At 53.0% G+C, this 18993-nt stretch carries 18 protein-coding genes; 11 read left to right on the top strand and 7 right to left on the bottom strand.

Translation table 11 applies throughout. The features are described from left to right. Positions 1-108: 108 nt before the first annotated feature. From AC01ZF_RS06120 to AC01ZF_RS06110, 3 genes are all read right to left on the bottom strand, one after another. Positions 109-957, bottom strand: coding sequence for a tetratricopeptide repeat protein (locus AC01ZF_RS06120; protein WP_424675940.1), 849 nt, complete (start codon positions 955-957; stop codon positions 109-111). Positions 958-1093: 136 nt separating this feature from the next. Next, complete coding sequence (gene miaB / locus AC01ZF_RS06115; RefSeq protein WP_476575208.1) at positions 1094-2446, bottom strand: tRNA (N6-isopentenyl adenosine(37)-C2)-methylthiotransferase MiaB; 1353 nt, start codon at positions 2444-2446, stop codon at positions 1094-1096. Between the two features lie 7 nt (positions 2447-2453). Next, a complete protein-coding gene (locus tag AC01ZF_RS06110) occupies positions 2454-3074 on the bottom strand; it encodes a hypothetical protein (RefSeq protein ID WP_424675938.1) in 621 nt (206 codons plus the stop codon). Between the two features lie 185 nt (positions 3075-3259). On the opposite strand from AC01ZF_RS06110, the gene AC01ZF_RS06105 reads away from it, so the two are divergent. After that, complete coding sequence (locus AC01ZF_RS06105; RefSeq protein WP_476575207.1) at positions 3260-4510, top strand: hypothetical protein; 1251 nt, start codon at positions 3260-3262, stop codon at positions 4508-4510. A 60-nt stretch (positions 4511-4570) separates the two neighbouring features. Here AC01ZF_RS06105 and AC01ZF_RS06100 read toward each other — a convergent pair whose 3' ends face one another. After that, positions 4571-4885, bottom strand: coding sequence for a DUF4342 domain-containing protein (locus tag AC01ZF_RS06100; protein WP_428132048.1), 315 nt, complete (start codon positions 4883-4885; stop codon positions 4571-4573). Positions 4886-5138: 253 nt separating this feature from the next. On the opposite strand from AC01ZF_RS06100, the gene AC01ZF_RS06095 reads away from it, so the two are divergent. From AC01ZF_RS06095 to holA, 3 genes are read left to right on the top strand one after another with little or no spacing between them, the layout of a single operon-like run. Beyond that, the gene (locus AC01ZF_RS06095) at positions 5139-6593 is read left to right on the top strand and encodes a PPC domain-containing protein (RefSeq protein ID WP_424675935.1); all 1455 of its coding nucleotides are present in this window, start codon (positions 5139-5141) and stop codon (positions 6591-6593) included. Between the two features lie 14 nt (positions 6594-6607). After that, positions 6608-7729: a hypothetical protein gene (locus tag AC01ZF_RS06090; RefSeq protein WP_428111485.1), complete on the top strand. Its 1122-nt coding sequence runs from the start codon at positions 6608-6610 to the stop codon at positions 7727-7729. Beyond that, a complete protein-coding gene (holA, locus tag AC01ZF_RS06085; RefSeq protein ID WP_428111487.1) occupies positions 7726-8700 on the top strand; it encodes a DNA polymerase III subunit delta in 975 nt (324 codons plus the stop codon). Before AC01ZF_RS06090 ends, holA begins: the two co-directional genes overlap by 4 nt. 47 nt (positions 8701-8747) lie before the next feature. On the opposite strand, the gene rpsT is transcribed toward holA, so the two are convergent. Further along, entirely contained in the window at positions 8748-9032 is a 285-nt protein-coding gene (gene rpsT, locus AC01ZF_RS06080; protein ID WP_424675932.1) for a 30S ribosomal protein S20, read from the bottom strand. 103 nt (positions 9033-9135) lie between these two features. Here rpsT and murJ point away from each other — a divergent pair, with 103 nt between their 5' ends. Further along, the gene (gene murJ, locus AC01ZF_RS06075; protein ID WP_428132056.1) at positions 9136-10713 is read left to right on the top strand and encodes a murein biosynthesis integral membrane protein MurJ; all 1578 of its coding nucleotides are present in this window, start codon (positions 9136-9138) and stop codon (positions 10711-10713) included. A 98-nt stretch (positions 10714-10811) separates the two neighbouring features. On the opposite strand, the gene AC01ZF_RS06070 is transcribed toward murJ, so the two are convergent. Next, the gene (locus AC01ZF_RS06070) at positions 10812-12293 is read right to left on the bottom strand and encodes a phytoene desaturase (RefSeq protein ID WP_428111490.1); all 1482 of its coding nucleotides are present in this window, start codon (positions 12291-12293) and stop codon (positions 10812-10814) included. A 352-nt stretch (positions 12294-12645) separates the two neighbouring features. Here AC01ZF_RS06070 and AC01ZF_RS06065 point away from each other — a divergent pair, with 352 nt between their 5' ends. The 6 genes from AC01ZF_RS06065 to AC01ZF_RS06040 all read left to right on the top strand — a co-directional run bounded on the left by AC01ZF_RS06065 (position 12646) and on the right by AC01ZF_RS06040 (position 18118). Continuing rightward, entirely contained in the window at positions 12646-13383 is a 738-nt protein-coding gene (locus AC01ZF_RS06065) for an SCO family protein (RefSeq protein WP_424676936.1), read from the top strand. Between the two features lie 15 nt (positions 13384-13398). Next, positions 13399-13560, top strand: coding sequence for a hypothetical protein (locus AC01ZF_RS06060; RefSeq protein ID WP_424676937.1), 162 nt, complete (start codon positions 13399-13401; stop codon positions 13558-13560). Continuing rightward, positions 13557-14045: a cytochrome c oxidase subunit II gene (locus AC01ZF_RS06055; protein WP_424676938.1), complete on the top strand. Its 489-nt coding sequence runs from the start codon at positions 13557-13559 to the stop codon at positions 14043-14045. Before AC01ZF_RS06060 ends, AC01ZF_RS06055 begins: the two co-directional genes overlap by 4 nt. An 86-nt stretch (positions 14046-14131) precedes the next feature. Next, positions 14132-15811 carry a b(o/a)3-type cytochrome-c oxidase subunit 1 gene (locus AC01ZF_RS06050; RefSeq protein WP_424676939.1) on the top strand — a complete coding sequence of 560 codons (1680 nt, stop codon included), beginning with the start codon at positions 14132-14134 and terminating at the stop codon, positions 15809-15811. 180 nt (positions 15812-15991) lie between these two features. After that, positions 15992-17008, top strand: coding sequence for an ABC transporter ATP-binding protein (locus tag AC01ZF_RS06045; protein WP_424676940.1), 1017 nt, complete (start codon positions 15992-15994; stop codon positions 17006-17008). A gap of 15 nt (positions 17009-17023) precedes the next feature. Then, positions 17024-18118 carry an ABC transporter ATP-binding protein gene (locus AC01ZF_RS06040; RefSeq protein ID WP_424676941.1) on the top strand — a complete coding sequence of 365 codons (1095 nt, stop codon included), beginning with the start codon at positions 17024-17026 and terminating at the stop codon, positions 18116-18118. A gap of 61 nt (positions 18119-18179) precedes the next feature. Here AC01ZF_RS06040 and AC01ZF_RS06035 read toward each other — a convergent pair whose 3' ends face one another. Then, the gene (locus tag AC01ZF_RS06035) at positions 18180-18935 is read right to left on the bottom strand and encodes a protein kinase (protein WP_424676942.1); all 756 of its coding nucleotides are present in this window, start codon (positions 18933-18935) and stop codon (positions 18180-18182) included. Between the last annotated feature and the right edge of the window lie 58 nt (positions 18936-18993).

The raw sequence follows: 18993 nt of genomic DNA, 5'->3' as shown, positions 1-18993 counted from the left end.
CTTAAACTAGCCAATCATCAGCTCGCTAGAGGTAGTATAGCGAGCTAAACGAGTGAGCGCAAGGGGAAGCCGGCGAGCGAGCGACAAACCCACTCACCGGCTAAGGCACTATTCTTCGAGTGTATCATCATCGTCGGCGATATCTTGATCGATTTCGTCCAAACCGACTTCATCTTCCTCATCGCCGCCGATATATTCTTCGTCAAGGGTCTCCGGCTCTTCGACCAACTCTTCTTCGTCGAGGACATCTTCGTACTCATCAAAGCGGAACGAAGAGAGAATAGTCGCACCTTCGCCAAACTTGCCGGGGAATGAGACTCGTCCGCGCTGGCTCGGATCCTGATAGATCTCGCGGATGAGGATCCGCACATTGCGCGAGTCAGCCTGAACCACGGCAGCGAGATAGCGATTCCCACCGTTTATCAGCTCAACGAGCCGATGACTCAGCTTAGGTTCGACACGCCCGATCAGATTACCGTCGAGATCGACGACGTAGACCATCTTACCCTCAACGCGCAGTTCAACCTTCTCGCCGGTAATCAGTGCATCAACGGTGGGGCCACGCTGCACATCGACCAGCGAAGTCAGTGCCGTGCGGCCGGTTTCGGTAATGAACATCCGCATATCAACTTGCTGGCGCGTCGAGCGCGTAACCGGTGCTTCGGTAATGCCACGCGCCAACAACGACTCAAGGCGAGCGACATTTTTACGGGCAATCGGATTCGATGCATTCAGGCGCAGCGCATTCTGATACGCGCGATAACTTTCGGCATACTTACCGAGTTCAAATAACGCTTTACCGAGGCGATTATACGTCTCGGCATCTTCGACCACGCGCAGCAACTGTTGGTTTAACTCAGCCGCTTCTTGCCAGCGATTCAACGCCGCCAGTTCAATCGCTTTTTCTTGGAGACGGCGGCGAATCCGCAACTTTTCATCTTGCTTCGACAAGGTCATACTCCTTGCATCTCTAGTGGTGTGATAACACAGCGCTCCCATTGATCGCCACTCGTTGGCACCACGAGCGACGACAGCGTGATTCTATTTGATGAGAGCGACCACTCGGTTAGCGCGGTTGAACCGTCTCGGCCTGTTAGTCGAGCAACGGCACACCTTGCAATGACCACGGACTGGTAGCAGTAATCTTGACTGAAACCAACTGGCCGGTCAGATCGGCGGGATGGGAAAAGAAGACCAGCCGATTACCGGGAGTACGGCCACGCCACTTCCCCTTGCTTTCACCTTCAACCAACACCTCAACCGTCTGACCGAGGAAGTGAGCCATGCGCTCGGTAGCAATTTGTTCTTGCAACTGTTCAAGACGGCGGCGACGTTCCTCTTTAACGTCGGGTGGCACTGCCAGCGCCGGATCCTGCTCTTGCTCGGCGGCACGCGTTCCAGGACGCGCCGAGAAAGCTGCGATATGCACTTTATCAAAGCCGATCTCGGCGCAGAGTTCCATGGTCTGGCGAAAATCCTCTTCGGTTTCACCGGGATGACCAACGATAATATCGGTGGTCAGCGAAATATGCGGAATCGCGGCACGAATCTTCGCGATCAACGACTTATAGCGGGCCACCGTATAGCCACGTCGCATCAGCTTAAGAACGCGGTCAGAACCAGCCTGCACCGGCAAATTGATTTCTGGTTGGCAACGCGGCAAGCGCGCCACCGTCTCGATCAAGCGGTCGGTCATCCAGGCCGGATGCGAGGTAAGGAACCGCAACCGGAGCAGACCGGGGATTGGATCGACCGCCTCGAGCAAATCAGCCAGCTCAGGCCGTCCGGGGAGATCGTGGCCCCAGGAGTCGACAATCTGGCCGAGTAGCGTAATCTCCTTAGCACCACGCGCTACAATCCGCCGTACCTCCTCGACGATTTCGGGCAACGGGCGGGATCGCTCACGGCCTCGGCGGAGTGGAATAACACAGTACGAGCATGTCATATTGCAGCCATACTGGATCGGTACATGCACCGAGACCGGTGGATGGCTCCAGTCCCGCACCGGCAGCGCCGGTTCATCGAGGGTATAGATCGGGTTCGGAGCTAGTGCCACTACTTCATCGACCGCCGACGGTGAGACAAAATGATCGACCATTGGCAACTGCTCGGCGAAGATCGAGCGGTTATTCGGGCCAACCATACACCCCCAGAGCACAATCTTGGTATCGGGATAGGACCGCTTCACCCGCACCAACTCGCCGAGTTTGCCCAGAATCCGCTCTTCGGCAGAAGCGCGTACACTGCATGAATTCAAGACAATAAAGCTCGCCTCTTCGGGCCGTGCAGCCGGGCTATAGCCGACACCTTGCAAAGCCGCTTCAAGGCGTTCTGAATCGGAGATATTCATTTGACAACCGACCGTCCATACATAATAGCGCCGCTCACGCGGCGTCTGATCACGGTCAGGACGGGGGCGTTGTTCAAAAAAGATCACATCCTGCATGGAACCGTTACCAAACGATGATGGGAAGTCCGCACTTCACACTCTGGTCGGCAGCCTCACGGAGTACCTCAAGGCAGCGGAAGGCATCAGAACGAGGCGAAACGCCGGCCTTGATCAACTGCGGGGCCAATTCCGACAACTCACGCAACAACTGCACCGACGAGCCAAAAAATGCCTGATCCTCTTCGCCATCGTCATCTTCAAAGGGCAAATAGATCGGATCGGCGAAATCAACCGGCAGATAGTAACTATTAATGCCCTGGAGATTGATCAGATGACGATAGCGACTCGACACCAGTTCATCCCAAACATCAGTCACCGCTCGGTCGAGATCGTCGTCAAGGACAGGCCCGTCGGCGATAATTGGGGCTAAGTCATTACCCCGCTCAAGATGGGCGGCCATACGGGCTAATTGATAGAGCGCACCCATCGTCTCAATGGAACCTTCCCAGATCTCAACACCGGGCTGGCTCACGAGATCGATATCAATGCCAAGCTCGCGCAGTTGATCCTGCACGGCAGCAACACTTTCGTACTGTTCTTCGTACTCTTCGCGATCCTCGTCAGGTCGCACCATAATTAACGACGCAACCGCCAGATCGAGTTCGGCGGGGGCATGGCTAGACATAGGTTTCTCCTCACTGAGCACTTGTTGTGCATACAACAGTATACCATAACAAAATGCGCAGTGCGATCAACGCTATGATACCCTTACCGTAGTCCAACAACTAACGGTAGAGGGTAATACTACGGTAACGTACATGCTTAGGATTATGAGCGAGGCGATAAGACGTGAAAGGAGATGATGTCGGCATGGAACACACTCATAATACATTAACCGTATATGAACTTCAGTACAGAACACCATCACGAAAAACACATGCACTGACATTATTTGGTCTAGTCAGTATTCCTTATTTTTCCCAGATCTTTTTAAGTTTCTTACTGTGGCAACAACCGATCCCGCACGAATGGCTCATCGGGGAATGGTTGATTAATTATCAAGGTGGGTTTGTAAGACGAGGATTACCTGGCGAAATCATCTTCCAGATCACCCAGAGATTATCGATTCCAACCGCCCAACTCACTATTCTCGTGCAAACCACAATTCTAACCGTATTTTTTATCTTAACCTATTACCTTATCCGCACAACCGAGCTATCACCTATAACATTTACGCTATTATTCTCACCAGCATTTCTCTTGCTTTCATTTTATACATGGCCACACCTCGGCGTTCGTAAAGAGCTAGTCTTGGAAATTATCCTCCTTCTCGTTATTCTTAGTTTGAGATTATCAAAGAGACCACTACGATTTCTACCAATATGGGTTGGTGGAGCGAGTATTGTCGCAGTACTGTCTCATGAGATGTTAGTGCTTTTTTTACCGTATATCATCGCGGCTACCATTATCTACGAACGGGATTTTGGTCCATTGTCACGATCTACAACCGTTGCCTTACTACCGGCGGTGTTAATCGGTGGACTCATCGTTCGATCACCACAGGCAAACACAGATACTATCAATGCGATTTGCAGCTCAATTCAACCAATTCCCACACGGGATTGTATGATGCTTGGCGAAGTGCTCGGTGCTATTTCTTTTTTAGAGCTAAGCACCGAGCAAGGTATCGAGTTTGTTAGACTATTCACTACGCCTGAAACAAGTGTTGTCTACCTCATCACCGGTTTCATGAGTTTCATCCCTATTATTGTTGTTATTACTGCATACCGATTATGGCAATGTATACCACGACGAGGATTGGCAGCCATTATCATGTTCATCGGAATATCGCTACTATCCACCGTTCCACTAATGATTGTTGCAGCAGATTATGGCCGATTCATCAATATTCATGTAACATGCCTTACATTCTTGCTCATATGGCTTATCCAAGAAATACCAAATCGTATGACATATCTACCTCAACACCATGCCCTGCTATCTTGGATAGCAGCCATTGTGTTTGTTGTAAGCTGGCGTTTGCCAATGTGGTTGCTGTTTGCTACCTACAGCAATGCATTCCCGCTTTTCAAATTGTTTACCGAATCCGTCAGGAATTGAAGAAAACAGCATAGCAGTAGTCAAAACCACTGCTATGCTGTGAGAGAACATATACTCAGCCTAATACCGCTCAAACACCGGTTCGACCACATCCATCGCTCCATCAAACTCATCGGTTTCACCCATCGCGCTGGCAAGCTCGGGGTTGTATACAATTGCAATCGTCACCCGCGGCAACTCATTAGCAATTGCCTTCACGGCCGCCAACATCGGACGTATGGTGGAACCTTCCAGCATCGCCGGGACCTTCATCGCGATGAGGTCGTCGCCATTCTCATTCCGAATTATCAACTGTTGCACGCCCGGCTCGTTGATCAGCTCACGAAAACGAGCGAGCAAGCGCCAGCTCTGAATAAGTTCAATTGCGATGTTCATAGCCCCTCCTGCGCCGCGCTGGCGCCTTTGGTAACGACTCCCCGCTATCCTATAGCGTAGCTGAGCAATAGCCCTTTGCGTGAAACGAACTCTTCACCTGCGGTACAGATACTTTAATCATCAATATTTTATATCTAAATTATATCCCGCTTTTCTGAATCTTTACGCCTAAAATGTTTGACATCGAAGCAAGCAGCAGCTTATAATGTTGCCGTATCCGCCGCTCTGTATGCAGAGGGAGCTAGCGAGCAGCATGAAAACCTCTGTGAAACTCCGCAACCTCACCATCACAATCTGTGTAACAATACTGATGGTACTGACAGCCCTACCACAACTTCCGGCTAGTGCAGCACCGTTAGGTCAAACGATTGATTTTGTTTGGACACCAACATCTGCAACCGTCAGCGGTCAAGCCGGTCAAGTTTCGATTTCGGTTAATACCAACCTGCAAAATCGTGGCGTGTCCGATACGTTTGGGATCACAGCAACGCTGCCGACCGGCTGGAGCGGTTTTACGATTTCGCCCGGACAACCTATTGCTATCGCAGCGAACGCAACGCAAAACTTTACCTTTTTCTTCGATATTCCGCCAAGTGCGGTGCCGGGGAACTACACCATTGATGTTTTTGCTTTTCGTACCAGTACTCCCAGCGTGACTGCCCTTTTCCGTATTATCGTGCAAGTGGTCGCTGCTACACCGACACCAACACCTATTCCAACTTCTACCCCATTAGCACGAGCTGTTTGTGTCGATGGTTTTGAACCTGACGATATGCCGGCCCAAGCGAAACGGATCGACGTGCAGATTCCGCAAGAGCATGTGATTTGCCCAACCGGCGATGAGGATTGGCTCTACTTTGGCGGTGTCGCGGGCAAGGTTTACACCATTGATATACCGGTGATGCAATCGGGGATCGATCTCTCGCTCGAATTGCTCGATAGCCAGCTTAACCGATTGGCCTTTAACGATGATTTCTACAACCGCGATCCGGCCAATCCTAACCCACGTGATACGCGGCCACGTATTACGTTCCGTAGTCCGACTGATGGCAGTTATTACATTCGAGTGCGTGACACTGCCGGGAGGGGTGGCAACGATTATTCGTATGTCATTGTTTTGATCGATGAGAGCAATGGCCCAACGCCAATGCCTGCCGAGACGGTCTGTCTGGATATATTTGAGCCAGACGGGTTGCCTGAGCAAGCACGTCTGATTACGTCTAATGAGGTGCAAGAAAATCGCCGTCTCTGTCCGACCGGTGATGCCGATTGGGTGATATTCTTTGCAAAGGCCGGTAAACGTTATGTGATCTACACCGATACCCGGCGGTATCGTGGACCAAATACGGTTAACAGTGACACCCAAGCAGGAGCCGACACGGTGCTGGTGCTGGCCGATCGTGATGGCGTGAGTATTCTCGATATCAACGATGATATGCCGGGAGGAAATACGCTCGATTCGCAAATTGAGTTCTCACCGAAAGTTGACGGCTTCTATTTCGTTCAAGTGAAGAATGTCGGTGATATCGGCAACCAGTTTATTCGTTACGATCTGGTGTTGCTCCTTTGTCTACCGGGCCAAACTGATTGCCGGCGCCCAGACACACCGTTGCCCGGTTTGCCGGCCAATCCAGGGTCACCTCCGGCCACTGCGACACCGATCAGGGCACCAAGCACACCCATACCTACACCCACACCAGCGCCCTAGGCAAGCACAGATCAATGCCGGTGCAACCTTTTAATCCTGTTGGAATATTGGCCGGGCTAGCCGAACAGCTTGGTCCGCGCCGTGCCACTTCTACAGCAGAAGCAGTGGCAGCAGCTCAGATTAATGCCCGCCTGCGACAGGCGGGCTTCAGCGTGGACACGCGTTCACTCCCGGCAGTTGATCACCCAGGGGTGCGTTTTAGACCGGTAGCTGTATGGTTGATCGCCGTTACGGTGTTAAGTGGTTGGCTTCCGGTGGCAGGTATTGTGCTCGTCCTTTGGCTGGTGGCAGTCTTGTGTGCCGATGCTTTGGCTACCCCACTACCGGTGTTGCGCCGACAGCGCATGAGTCAGAATATTATTGCAGCCCTACCCATCGCTGTTACTGACATCGATAAGCCGAGTCAACCACGCTGGCGTTTAGTTATCGTTGCACCGCTCGACACACCCCCAGCATGGCGCGGCATATCTCACTTGATCGCACCAACGACAGAAGGTTTGTTAATACGGCTGGTATTCACCAGCTTACCGCTCGTCAGCGCGACTACTGCGGCTTGGACGATCTGGCAGTGGTCGTTGCTGATTGTTGCGCTACTCGGTGCCATAGGTTGGCTTTGGGCTACTTATCGACCAATAGAGCTAATGGAGCCTGATGGTGGGATCGCGGCGCTGGCGGCGCTATTGATTGCCGGTCATCATCTTCACGGGTTACGTCACGTGGAAGTGTGGGCGGTGACTATCGGTGCTGCCTATTGTGACCAACACGGTATCAAGACGTTACTTACCCGTTACCCGTTCGATCCGCGGAATACGTTCGTGATCGGCTTAGGACCGTTAGCATGTGGTCAATTGGCAATTATCAGCCGTGACGGTGTATTGCGGCACGAACGGGCTGATCAGTTTTTGTATCAACTGGCGATGATGGCGGATCAGACCGATCCGGTGATCGATCTCGAACCACGCACATTGGCAGTCCGTGACGAGCTACTCGCACCGTTTCGGCAACGACATTTTCGCACGTTGAGCATCCGCGCTATCGCCGATAGCAGGTATGAGTACGATCCGTCGTTAGCCGAACGGGCGGCACGATTAATCGGTGCGATTGCCCGTGCCCTTGATAATGAGCCAGAGCGATGATTTACCTCTTCTACGGAGCAAATGAATTGGCGCGTAGCGAAGCGCTGGCTGAATTACGGTCGCATCTGCCGGCTGACGTTGCCGATCTGAATGTAAGTGTGCTTGACGGGCGGAAACTGACGATTGAACAACTCGTTGCGGCCTGCGAAGCGCACCCGTTTTTGACCGACCGGAGACTGGTGATTGTTTACGATGCCCTCAAACACAGTAAGGCAGGCAAAGCACGTGAGGAACTACGTGACTATTGCGCACGGGTACCGCCGACGTGTGATTTGGTGTTTGTCGAACAGGAAGATATTGACCGACGACACCTTCTCTTCACCTATCTGAGCAAACATGGTGTGGTGCGCGAATTTCCACTGCTCAGCGGTTCGGAACTGTTGCACTGGATTGGTCAGCGCGCTCGTTTGCTGTCGGTGACGATTGAACCGACAGCAGCGCAGCGACTGGTCGATTTAGCCGGTAATGATAGTCGTACCTTAGTGAATGAGCTGGCGAAATTAGCCAGTTATGTTGGGAGGGGTGGCAAGATCGATCAAGCAGCAGTTGACCGACTGGTTACCGATCAGCAAGAGCAAAATCTGTTTGCGTTTATCGATGATCTGAGTGGAAAACGCTTAAGGGCAGCCTTGCGCGGCGCACGCGCACTTATCGAGGATGGTGAAGCTCCACACTACGTGTTGTTTATGCTGGCACGACAGATTCGGATTCTGTTGCACGTTAAGCAGCTCCTCGGCCAACGTCATCGGGCCGACGATATTGCCGGCGAGCTAGGATTAAAACCGTTTGTCGCACGGAAAGCAGCAGAACAGGCCCGTCATTTTACTGCGGCGGAACTGGTAACTGCGCATGACCGTCTGCTTGAACTCGACCATGCAATTAAGACCGGTAAGATGCAAGCAGAGACGGCACTTGAATTGTTTGTAGTGGAGATTTGTCAATCATCATCGACGACGGTACGACGTCGATAGTACGTGGGCCGCACCCTGTGCGGCCCGACCGGAATAAGAGGGGAAGGTTATGCTGCCGAACCGGCTTGAGCGGCCAAGGCAACTTTTTTGGCCTTTTGGGCTAAGCGCGACTTACGACGAGCGGCGTTATTTTTGTGGATAATCCCCTTTACAGCGGCCTTATCGAGCGTGCTATAGGCAGTGCGCAAAGCAGCTTCATCAACAACACCGCTCGCCAACGCGAGTTCGGCCTTCTTAATCATCGTCTTTACACGCGAACGATACGACTGATTGCGCAGACGCTTACGTGCGTCGCTCCGAATGCGCTTTTTTGCCGATTTTGTGTTCGCCAAGGTTAAACTCCTCGGATATAATTGGTGCGTTACTGATGACAAGTGAAGCGGCGAGCGCTTGCTCGCCGCGCTAGTTCTGAAGTATAGCATAGGAACGCCGACTGTGCAACTAAGGACCGTCCACCGCCGTCTCCGCACGCAACGTAACAGCTTGATTGTGATGGGCGGCTTTATGTTGAGCCGGATAACCGGTTTGATCCGCGACATGGTCGCTTCATACTATTTCGGTACTTCCGCCGAAATGGCCGCTTATGGGGCAGCGATTAGCACCGTCGACTTGCTGTACCTCGTGATTATTGGTGGGGCGCTTGGTAGCAGCTTTATTCCGGTATTCATTGAACTGTGGGAACGTGAGCGGCCAGAACGCGCATGGGAGCTGGTCAGTGCTGTAGTGACGTGGGCATTGATAGTTTTGTTAGTAGCCAGCACTGTTTTGTTTGTCGCAGCACCGTGGCTTGTCCCGCTGCTCTACGGCGGACAAGGCTTCACGAACACAACCCTCGACCTCATTGTCGCTATGACCCGCCTATTTCTCCTCTCACCACTCTTGCTCGGCCTTGGCGGACTAGCGATGGCGGCGCTGAATGCCCGTGACCGATTTACGATGCCAGCACTTGCCCCAAGCATTTACAATCTGGGGATTACCGGCGGAGCATTATTGGCGCCATGGGTTGGCATTTGGGGGATGGCATGGGGGGTCATCATTGGTGCGCTATGTTACTTGCTGATCCAGTTACCGGCACTATTCGAGCTAGGTATGCAACTGCGACCACAGTTGGGTCGCAATATGGCAGAACTCAGGAAAGTGGCGCAAGCGATGGGTCCGCGCGTGATTGGGCAAGCGGCGGCCCATCTGAGTATTGTTGCAACGTTAGCGTTAGCTGCCCGTCTGCCCGACGGTGATGCCAAACTAGCCGGATTACGTTGGGCCTATCAATTGATGCTGTTACCATACGGCGTCTTTGCGCTTAGTTTAAGCACCGTAGCTTTCCCACGGCTCGCCCGACTCGTCGCCGAACAACAATTTCGTGACCTGATTGATGATGTGCGCACAACGCTGAGTCGCATTCTCTGGCTAACGCTACCGGCAACCGCCGCCTTACTGACCTTAGGCCCAGCGCTAGCGCGCGTCGTATTTGAACGGGGCGCTTTTGATACACTCTCGCTCTCGTACACTGCTGCGGCACTCACCGGCTACGCCTTCGCGTTACCGGCTTTCGCTGCATCAGAAATCATGATCCGTACTTTTTATGCAATGCAACACACCTGGCCACCGGTACTGATCGGTTTCGGACAGGTGACGCTCAACATCACCCTCGGTACCGTATTGCTGTTCGCAGGAGCTGATATAGGAGGGCTGGCAATTGCCTTCAGTATTGCTAACACCCTCGAAACAGTGTTACTGGCAATTGCCCTCGCACGCACGCTACCGGGTATCTGGAGTACACCGAGAGTTTGGCAACAATTCATAAGTGCCTTATCTGTCAGCCTCCTCGTTGGCGGGTTATGGTGGTATGCACGCGATCTGATCCCTGGCGGCACACCAACAGCCAGCTATCGCTGGCCAAATGATGTACCGGGACTACTGATCGGCTTGACCCTAACCGGGATCGGTGGGGCAGCCCTGTACATCGTTCTCACGCTCTTGATAAACCGTTACACCACGAGAACGACAAATTAAGAACAAGTGTTCACAAGAACACCAAGCGTACCGTGAACAATGCGAGCAGGAACACCGCAAGAGTGGGCTATGACCCACTCTTGCATCAACGGCGGTTATCAGGCCTCTTGAGCGACCAAATTAGCAACAATCGCCCCTGAGGCAATCACACCGGGTAAGCCGGCGCCGGGATGCGTACCTGCTCCTACCAGATACAGGTTATCGATATCTTCAGAGCGGTTATGCGGACGGAACCACGCCGATTGGGTCAAGAGCGGTTGGATCGAAAAGCCGGCGCCGAGGTAGCTATTGAGGGCATCACGGTAGTAGCGCGGATCGACCATATGTTCAACCACGATATGACGCCGCAGATCGGGCATGTAATGTTCTTCGAGGAAGGTAAGAATAGCCTCGCGCAGGCGCGGCCCAGCCGTCGCCCAGTCGATGTTCGCCGCCAGATTAGGCACCGGTGTTAGGACGTAGAGCGCCTCGTGGCCAGGAGGAGCTAACGTCGGGTCGTTATGTGATGGACGGTGGAGATAGAGCGAGAAATCGTCGGCGAGCCATTTTCGATTGAAGATATCGTCGAGTAATCCCTTGTACCGTTCACTGAAGATGATATTGTGCTGAACCAACCGACCATCATCATAACGACGATTAATACCGAGATAGATTACGGCGAGTGACATACTATAGCGCATCCGGCGCAGGCGGCGGTCAGTCTGCACTTTGCGATACCGTGGTGGGATTAAGGTCATATACGTCTGTGGCACATCAGCATTCGAGACCACAATATCGGCCGGGAACAGACGACCATCTTGGGTACGCACGGCGCTAGCACGGCGACCGTTGATCACAATCTCTACTGCCTTAGCGTTCAACTCGATTGAACCACCCAACTCAGTAAAGAGTTGCACCATTGCTTTCACAATAGCACCGGTACCACCACGAGCATGATAGACACCCCACCGCCGCTCAATGTAATGCACCATCGCATAAATCGACGTTGCGTCAAACGGATTCCCCCCGATAAAGAGCGGATGGAACGAGAAGCAACGGCGGAGAAAATCATCTTGGAAAAACTGTGAGACAAACTGATACACACTTTGATACGATTTAAGCCGGATCAGGTCGGGGGTAATCCGTAACATATCGCGAAAGTGAAGAAACGGCTTATCGATCAAGCTAAAACCCTTTTCAAAGATTGGGCGGGTACTAGCAATAAAGCGGCGATACCCTTCCACATCAGCCGGATTCCACTGACGGATCTGCTCAAGCAAAGCCTGTTCATCATCACCATATTCAAGGCAGCGACCCTCATGGTTGAAGAGGCGATAATACGGTCGGCATGGCTCGAACGTCACATAATCTTCGCGTCGTTTACCGGCTAACTGCCACAGTTCATCAAACATAAACGGCGCGGTAATCACTGTTGGCCCACTATCAAAGGTATAGCCTTTCGTTTGATAGACATAGGCACGACCACCGGGGCGATCACGTTGTTCGAGAATCGTCACCGCATGGCCCTGTGCTGCAAGCCGAATAGCAGCGCTAAGCCCCCCAAACCCACTTCCAATCACGACAATCTTCTTTTGCGTCATACAGCAACACCTCATCAACTCAACAAAACGGCATACCGAACGCGATAACGCAGCCGGCCATGCCAATTGTAGCTATCGGTTGCGACCGATGAGGAAAGAGTTCCCTCATGCAGCGTAAAGAACAGACAACCGAGCCAGATAGCAACGATGAGCGGTTGATGTGGACCTAACCGACTAACAATTTTGTGCAGCTACTTTATGATTGTCTAACAGGAATTATGTGAATATCGTGCGTGTATTCACCTTGAATACAACCGCAAAAAGTTGTAAGACTGCAACTGTTTGTTATAACCGCTTTACTCCACTAGCAACTATTGCCCGGTATACTCGCCTTGCAAGCAATTGTAGCTAGATGGATCGCACGATGCGGCTTGACATAGCACTCCCTGTAACGACAGATGAGTTAACAGCACGCAGACGGGTCATCATCCGCTTGTTGTTCGGGCTAGGCATCATCCTCATCGGTGGCCTGATCGCGGCCTTCCTATGGTTTGTGATTGCTCGTCCGGTGAAAGTTCTCCCGCGCGGCGAGCCACTACCACCCTTTGCGCTGACCGATCAGCGTGGGAACCGCCTACTCGACAGCGACCTGCGTGGACGGATGGTCTTCATCAGCCTCATGTATAGCCGCTGCGGAGACGACTGTGCCGAGCAAAACCGACGGCTCCTCGAATTGCGCCAAGCCTTGCAAACCGCCGGACGATTGGGCAGTGAAGTCATCTTTCTCACTATTACCCTCGACCCGGCCCACGATACACCGGCCGATCTCTCGGCACTGGCCGGACAGTTAGGTGTCGATCCACAGAGTTGGCGCTTTGTCACCGGTGATCCGCGCGACATCAAGATGCTCGTCGGTGGCGGGCTAGGGGTGTACTACACCGAACCAGACGAAACCGGCAAACTCTACGCCGAACGCCGCACGTTTCTCATCGATCCGATTGGTAACATCCGCACCTCGTACCCTGCCGACGGTCCACCGCTCACCATCGCACTGCGTGATGTTGATCTGATCGCACGTGAAATGGGCAGCCAAGGTGCCATGCGATTGGTGTACGAAGCGTCGCATTTGTTTGTATGTTATCCGGAGTAAGTAAAGGAGGAGTGAATGGCAAACTATCGCCGCCCATCAGATGACGACCATGAGGACGATCACGAGCCACCACGCGGTGCGCTCATGATCACGCTCGGATTCTTGCTTGCACTCAGTATTCTGTGGATGCAAGTCTACTTAACGTTGCTAGCTAACGGAGGGATACCGGCATCATGAAAGACAAGAAGTTTATTAGCTATCTCTTTGAAGTGGCGTGGATCCTGCCCAGCGTTGCAATTCCTGTATCGATGTTGGTTGCCATTCTGGTGACGGCATTTGCCGTCGGGGTACGGGTACCGACTACAGCCGGGCGCGTGAGTGTGAGTGCCGTCGCTGCCGGAACCGATGCCACTTTCAGCCAACCCGGTTTACGCGAGATTGCGCCCGGTCGCTATGAAGCAATTTTGACCGCCCAGACCTTCATGTTCACGCCTAACACTCTCGAGATCCCGGCCGGCGCGAAAGTCACCTTCATTCTGACCAGCAAGGATGTGATCCATGGCTTTAGGATCGAAGGGGTACCGATTAATGTCATGGTCATTCCCGGTCAAATTTCACGGGTAACGGCCACTTTCGATAAGCCGGGTGAGTATTTGTTCCTATGTCATGAATACTGCGGCGCCGGACACCATGTCATGGCGGGCAAGATCATCGTGAACTAACCAAAGCCTAACGTGACACTGTCCGGTGTCCCCCAATGGAAGAGTAGCACCCTCGCTACCCTAGAGAAGCAAGAAGGAGAGAGAGAATGGCCAGCATTGCTGCACGCGCCCGACCGGTAGCTATCAGCACCGACCTCAGTGTCGAGCGCAAGCTTGCCGGGATCAACATTTTCATCGCATTTGCCGCCCTTGCTGTCGGTGGCTTAATGGGCGTACTGCAGATCCTCCGTTACAACGGACTGGATCTCTATACACCGGCCAAGCCACTACTACCCGGCGGGTATTATCAAGGGCTGACCGTGCACGGCGTCTTAAACGTGCTTGTCTTCACAACCTTTTACATTATTGGGTTTTTAACCTATATCTTCGCCAAATCGCTCGGTCGGCCCTTAGCCAGCAGCCGACTAGCGTGGGCCACGTTGTGGGTGATGGGCAGTGGGTTAGTATTGGCGGCCATCCCACTGCTGACCAACAACGCAACAGTCATGTTCACCTTCTACCCACCCCTTAAGGCCGATTCGCTCTTCTACATCGGGTTGACATTGGTAGTAGCCGGTACATGGCTCTTGTTGGCAAACATGATTATTACCCGGAACGCGTGGAAAGCCGACAACCCCGACCAAATCACACCACTCCCCGCGTTTATGGCCATCGTCACCATGCTCATGTGGACGATTTCGACCATCGGTGTGGCGAGTGAGATGATCTTTCTCGTCATTCCGTGGTCGCTCGGACTGGTCGGTGGCACCGATCCGGTACTAGCACGCACGCTGTTCTGGTTTACCGGTCACCCCATCGTCTACTTTTGGCTCTTACCGGCGTACATTTCGTGGTACACCCTCGTACCAGAACAAGCCGGTGGGAAGCTGTTTAGCGACCCGATGGCGCGCGTTTCGTTCATTCTCTTCCTGATCCTGTCATTACCGATTGGCATGCACCACCAAGTCGCCGATCCGGGTATTTCCGAGATGTGGAAACTAGTGCATGCTATCTTCACGTTTGGTGTCTTCTTCCCCAGCTTACTCACCTTCTTTAACGTGGTGGCATCACTCGAATACGCCGGACGGCGCAACGGCGGTGAGGGCTGGTTGGCGTGGATCTTTAACTTGCCGTGGGGCAAACCGGAGATTTCGGCCCAGATCGTGGCGATGATGCTCTTTGCCTTCGGTGGGATTAGTGGGCTGGTCAATGCTTCATACAACGTCAACCTGGTGGTACACAATACATCTTGGATTTCGGGTCACTTCCACCTAACGGTTGGTACGGCAGTAGCGCTGAGCTTTATGGGCATTACCTATTGGTTAGTGCCCCACCTCACCGGACGGCAACTGTGGAGCCGTAGCCTGGGCGTAGCCCAAGCATGGCTGTGGTTTGTCGGGATGGGACTATTCTCGCACTTCATGCACGAGCTAGGCTTGCGCGGCATGCCACGACGAACCGACATCGGTGGTGCACCCTATGTGCAGGATGAATGGCGCTTCTTCCTCTTCTTTGCCATGATCGGCGGTCTAATCATGTTCGTGAGCGCCATCTTTTACTACCTCAACATGATTATGACGCTGACCCGCGGCAAGAAGCTGGCCGAAGCACCCGATTTCAACTTCGCCAAGACGCTCTCTGGCCCTGAAGACGCACCCAAAATCCTTGATCGGTTGTTGGTGTGGGTCACCGTTGCGGCAATTATTCTGATTATCAACTACCTCCCAACGATCCTTGACATCTTGAACACAGCAACATTCGATGTGCCGGGTCGCAGGGTCTGGTAACGAGTGCGCGCATTCCCATGAACGCATCGGAGCGCCGCACGATTGTGCGGTACTCCGAGCTTTCTTGACACCGACCGGTTTTCTGTGGTACTATCCCTCATATCCGCACTATCAAAGGTAAACATAACAACGGAACGACCATGCCCGCACATGATGAGGGCAACGAGACAGAGGATTCGTATGGCCCCATTGCTCGAAGTTCGCGATCTACGCACCTATTTCCATACGCAAGACGGCATCGTCAAAGCAGTTGACGGTGTTTCTTTTTATGTTAATCGGGGAGAAACGCTCGGTATCGTCGGCGAGTCAGGTTGCGGTAAATCGGTGACGTCACTTTCGATTATGCGGCTCATCCCTAACCCACCGGGTAAAATCGTCAGTGGTCAAATTTTATTTGATGGTGAGGATCTGTTACAGGCCAGTGAAGAAGAAATGCGCCGTATCCGTGGTAATCGGATTGCGATGATCTTTCAAGATCCGATGACGTCACTGAATCCGGTATTGACGATTGGCCGCCAAATTACCGAGTCGCTTGAATTACACCTTAAGTTGAGCAAAAAAGAAGCCCGTGACCGCGCAATTGAGTTGCTTGATATGGTCGGGATTCCGTCACCGAGCAAGCGTCTTGACAACTATCCGCATCAGTTTTCGGGCGGGATGCGGCAACGGGTGATGATCGCGATGGCACTTTCGTGCAACCCTGAATTACTGATCGCCGATGAGCCGACGACGGCGCTCGACGTGACGATTCAGGCCCAAATTCTTGAATTAATTAACCGGCTACGCGAGGAGTTGGAAACTGCGGTTATCTTGATTACCCACGATTTGGGTGTCGTGGCCGGGATGACCGACCGAGTGACGGTGATGTACGCCGGTAAGGTGGTCGAAGAGGGACCAACGGCCGAGATCTTTGCTAACCCGCGTATGCCGTATACGATCGGTCTGTTGCGCTCAATCCCGCGGCTTGATGAAGAGCGAGGTCGCCGACTCACACCAATTCGCGGCTTGCCGCCAAATCTGATCGACTTACCACCGATTTGCCCCTTTAGCCCCCGCTGTGATTATGCTCGCGAAGAATGTTTAGCGAGAGTGCCAGAGTTGCGCCGGGTTGGCCCCGATCACCGAGCCGCTTGCCACTTCGATATTACGATTGAAACTCCGGTACCACAACAGACCACTTCCGATATAGCAGTGTAAGACACGAGGCGTAGCATGGCAACTCAACGCTCAGATACTACCTTAGTTGAAGTCAAAGATTTGCGGATGCACTTCCCGGTAACACGCGGTATTATCTTTCAGCGACGCGTCGGTACGGTAAAGGCGGTTGATGGGGTCAATTTTACGATTAAGCGCGGCGAAACGCTCGGTCTGGTCGGCGAGTCGGGTTGTGGGAAGAGTACAACGGGGCGCGCGATTTTACAGCTTTATCGGCCAACCGGTGGGCAGGTCCTGTTTGAAGGAATTGATCTGACCAAACTACGTGGGAATGAATTACGTCAAATGCGCCGTCGTGTGCAGATGATTTTTCAAGACCCGTATGCTTCGCTCAACCCACGGATGACAGTTGGCGACATTATTGCCGAGCCGATCCGGGTGCATAAGCTGCGCGAGGGACGAGCGGTACGCGAGCGGGTTGAAGAACTGTTGCATTTAGTGGGGCTTAACCCGGCGTTTGCCAACCGCTACCCACACGAATTTTCCGGCGGTCAACGTCAACGCATCGGGATTGCCCGCGCCTTAGCAGTAGAACCGGATTTTGTCGTCTGTGATGAGCCGGTGTCGGCGCTCGATGTGTCGATTCAGGCGCAAGTAGTCAATTTGCTGGAAGAACTCCAAGACAAGTTGGGTTTGACGTATTTGTTTATTGCCCACGATCTGAGTGTGGTTAACCATATCTCCGACCGGGTGGCGGTCATGTATCTCGGTAAAGTAGTTGAACTGGCCGAGGGGTCGAAACTCTATTCGATGCCACTTCACCCGTATACGCAGGCCCTGCTGTCGGCGGTGCCGATTCCCGACCCAAAGATTGAGCAGCAACGACGCCGGATCATTCTCGAGGGTGATGTCCCAAGCCCCTTGAACCCGCCATCAGGATGCCATTTTCATACTCGTTGCCCGATTGCGATCCAGAAATGCAGAGAAGAAGAGCCGCCCTTCATCGACTACGGTGATGGGCACTTTGCCGCTTGCTGGCGAGCGCGTGAGAGTGTGACTCTGATGCCAGAAGTGGCGCGTAAACAGACTGAAGCGGTCGCTGCACGTATCGCGGCTGATGCCGAAAAGGTCAAGCAGATTTCTCACTCTTAACGACAGACACGGACTGGCTGCAGAAGGCTTGCTTGAGAAACCTTGTGCCGGTCCGCAACTATCATGCCCTTGAACCGTGCATCCGCAGCGCTAGATCAAGTGCAATGGTGGTGGCCGGTGGCCGAGCTGCCGGATCGAGCGTGGTACAAGCCGCACATAGTTGAGCAATGTCAGGATCGGGAACGGTTGCGATGAATAGGTCGCTGAGGATTTGCCCAAAGGCAAACACATCGGCGGCAGGCGAAGGAGCGGCACCTTCACGACGTTCAGGGGCCAGATAACGACTCGGTGTCATGCCGCCAATCGCTAACACTTCGCTACTGAGCCGACCAAGCGCAAAACCACTTACGACTAATCGTAATCCGGATCGATACCGAATATCGTTCGTGAGCAAGAGGGATGCCGGACGTAAATCACCGTGAACGACGTTGAACCGGTGTGCGTACACTAACGCAAGTGCTGCCTGGCGCGCCAAATCTAACAGGGTTAAGAGTGACGGACTCGTCCGACGCAACCATAGCGGTAACGATCCTTCGGCCATATACTCACTGATAATGTACCCATGACCACGCCATTCGCCGATCTCATTAATACGGAGAATGTGAGGATGGTGGAGGGCAGCAGCGATACGCGCTTCGTGGTAAAACAGGACGTGCAAGTCAGTCACATGCTCAAACGAGGTGCGAAAGATTCGTACCGCACAGCGGTGGCCGCTCCTCAAATCAATGGCCCGGTAGACATCACTGATCATCGAGGAAGCAATAAGTGCTTCGATCTGGGAATGACCGATTGTATCCCCCACCTGTAGCTGAACCATATTCTTACCACTAGCAGCCCCTTGTCCACCACTATCATTCGGTGCAAAGTGCCACAGG

This window comes from Chloroflexus sp. (assembly GCF_056331925.1).
The sequence above is the reverse complement of the archived record's forward strand: the minus strand, read 5'-3'. Positions and strand labels throughout refer to the sequence as shown.

Excerpts from the sequence above, each read along its gene's own strand:
- AC01ZF_RS06105 (WP_476575207.1), top strand. The coding sequence starts at position 3,260 with ATGGAACACACTCATAATACATTAACCGTATATGAACTTCAGTACAGA.
- AC01ZF_RS06095 (WP_424675935.1), top strand. The coding sequence starts at position 5,139 with ATGAAAACCTCTGTGAAACTCCGCAACCTCACCATCACAATCTGTGTA.
- miaB (WP_476575208.1), bottom strand. The coding sequence starts at position 2,446 with ATGCAGGATGTGATCTTTTTTGAACAACGCCCCCGTCCTGACCGTGAT.
- AC01ZF_RS06050 (WP_424676939.1), top strand. The coding sequence starts at position 14,132 with ATGGCCAGCATTGCTGCACGCGCCCGACCGGTAGCTATCAGCACCGAC.
- AC01ZF_RS06040 (WP_424676941.1), top strand. The coding sequence starts at position 17,024 with ATGGCAACTCAACGCTCAGATACTACCTTAGTTGAAGTCAAAGATTTG.
- AC01ZF_RS06070 (WP_428111490.1), bottom strand. The coding sequence starts at position 12,293 with ATGACGCAAAAGAAGATTGTCGTGATTGGAAGTGGGTTTGGGGGGCTT.
- AC01ZF_RS06120 (WP_424675940.1), bottom strand. The coding sequence starts at position 957 with ATGACCTTGTCGAAGCAAGATGAAAAGTTGCGGATTCGCCGCCGTCTC.
- AC01ZF_RS06045 (WP_424676940.1), top strand. The coding sequence starts at position 15,992 with ATGGCCCCATTGCTCGAAGTTCGCGATCTACGCACCTATTTCCATACG.
- AC01ZF_RS06100 (WP_428132048.1), bottom strand. The coding sequence starts at position 4,885 with ATGAACATCGCAATTGAACTTATTCAGAGCTGGCGCTTGCTCGCTCGT.
- AC01ZF_RS06110 (WP_424675938.1), bottom strand. The coding sequence starts at position 3,074 with ATGTCTAGCCATGCCCCCGCCGAACTCGATCTGGCGGTTGCGTCGTTA.
- AC01ZF_RS06060 (WP_424676937.1), top strand. The coding sequence starts at position 13,399 with ATGGCAAACTATCGCCGCCCATCAGATGACGACCATGAGGACGATCAC.
- holA (WP_428111487.1), top strand. The coding sequence starts at position 7,726 with ATGATTTACCTCTTCTACGGAGCAAATGAATTGGCGCGTAGCGAAGCG.
- AC01ZF_RS06090 (WP_428111485.1), top strand. The coding sequence starts at position 6,608 with ATGCCGGTGCAACCTTTTAATCCTGTTGGAATATTGGCCGGGCTAGCC.
- AC01ZF_RS06035 (WP_424676942.1), bottom strand. The coding sequence starts at position 18,935 with ATGGTTCAGCTACAGGTGGGGGATACAATCGGTCATTCCCAGATCGAA.
- AC01ZF_RS06055 (WP_424676938.1), top strand. The coding sequence starts at position 13,557 with ATGAAAGACAAGAAGTTTATTAGCTATCTCTTTGAAGTGGCGTGGATC.
- AC01ZF_RS06065 (WP_424676936.1), top strand. The coding sequence starts at position 12,646 with ATGGATCGCACGATGCGGCTTGACATAGCACTCCCTGTAACGACAGAT.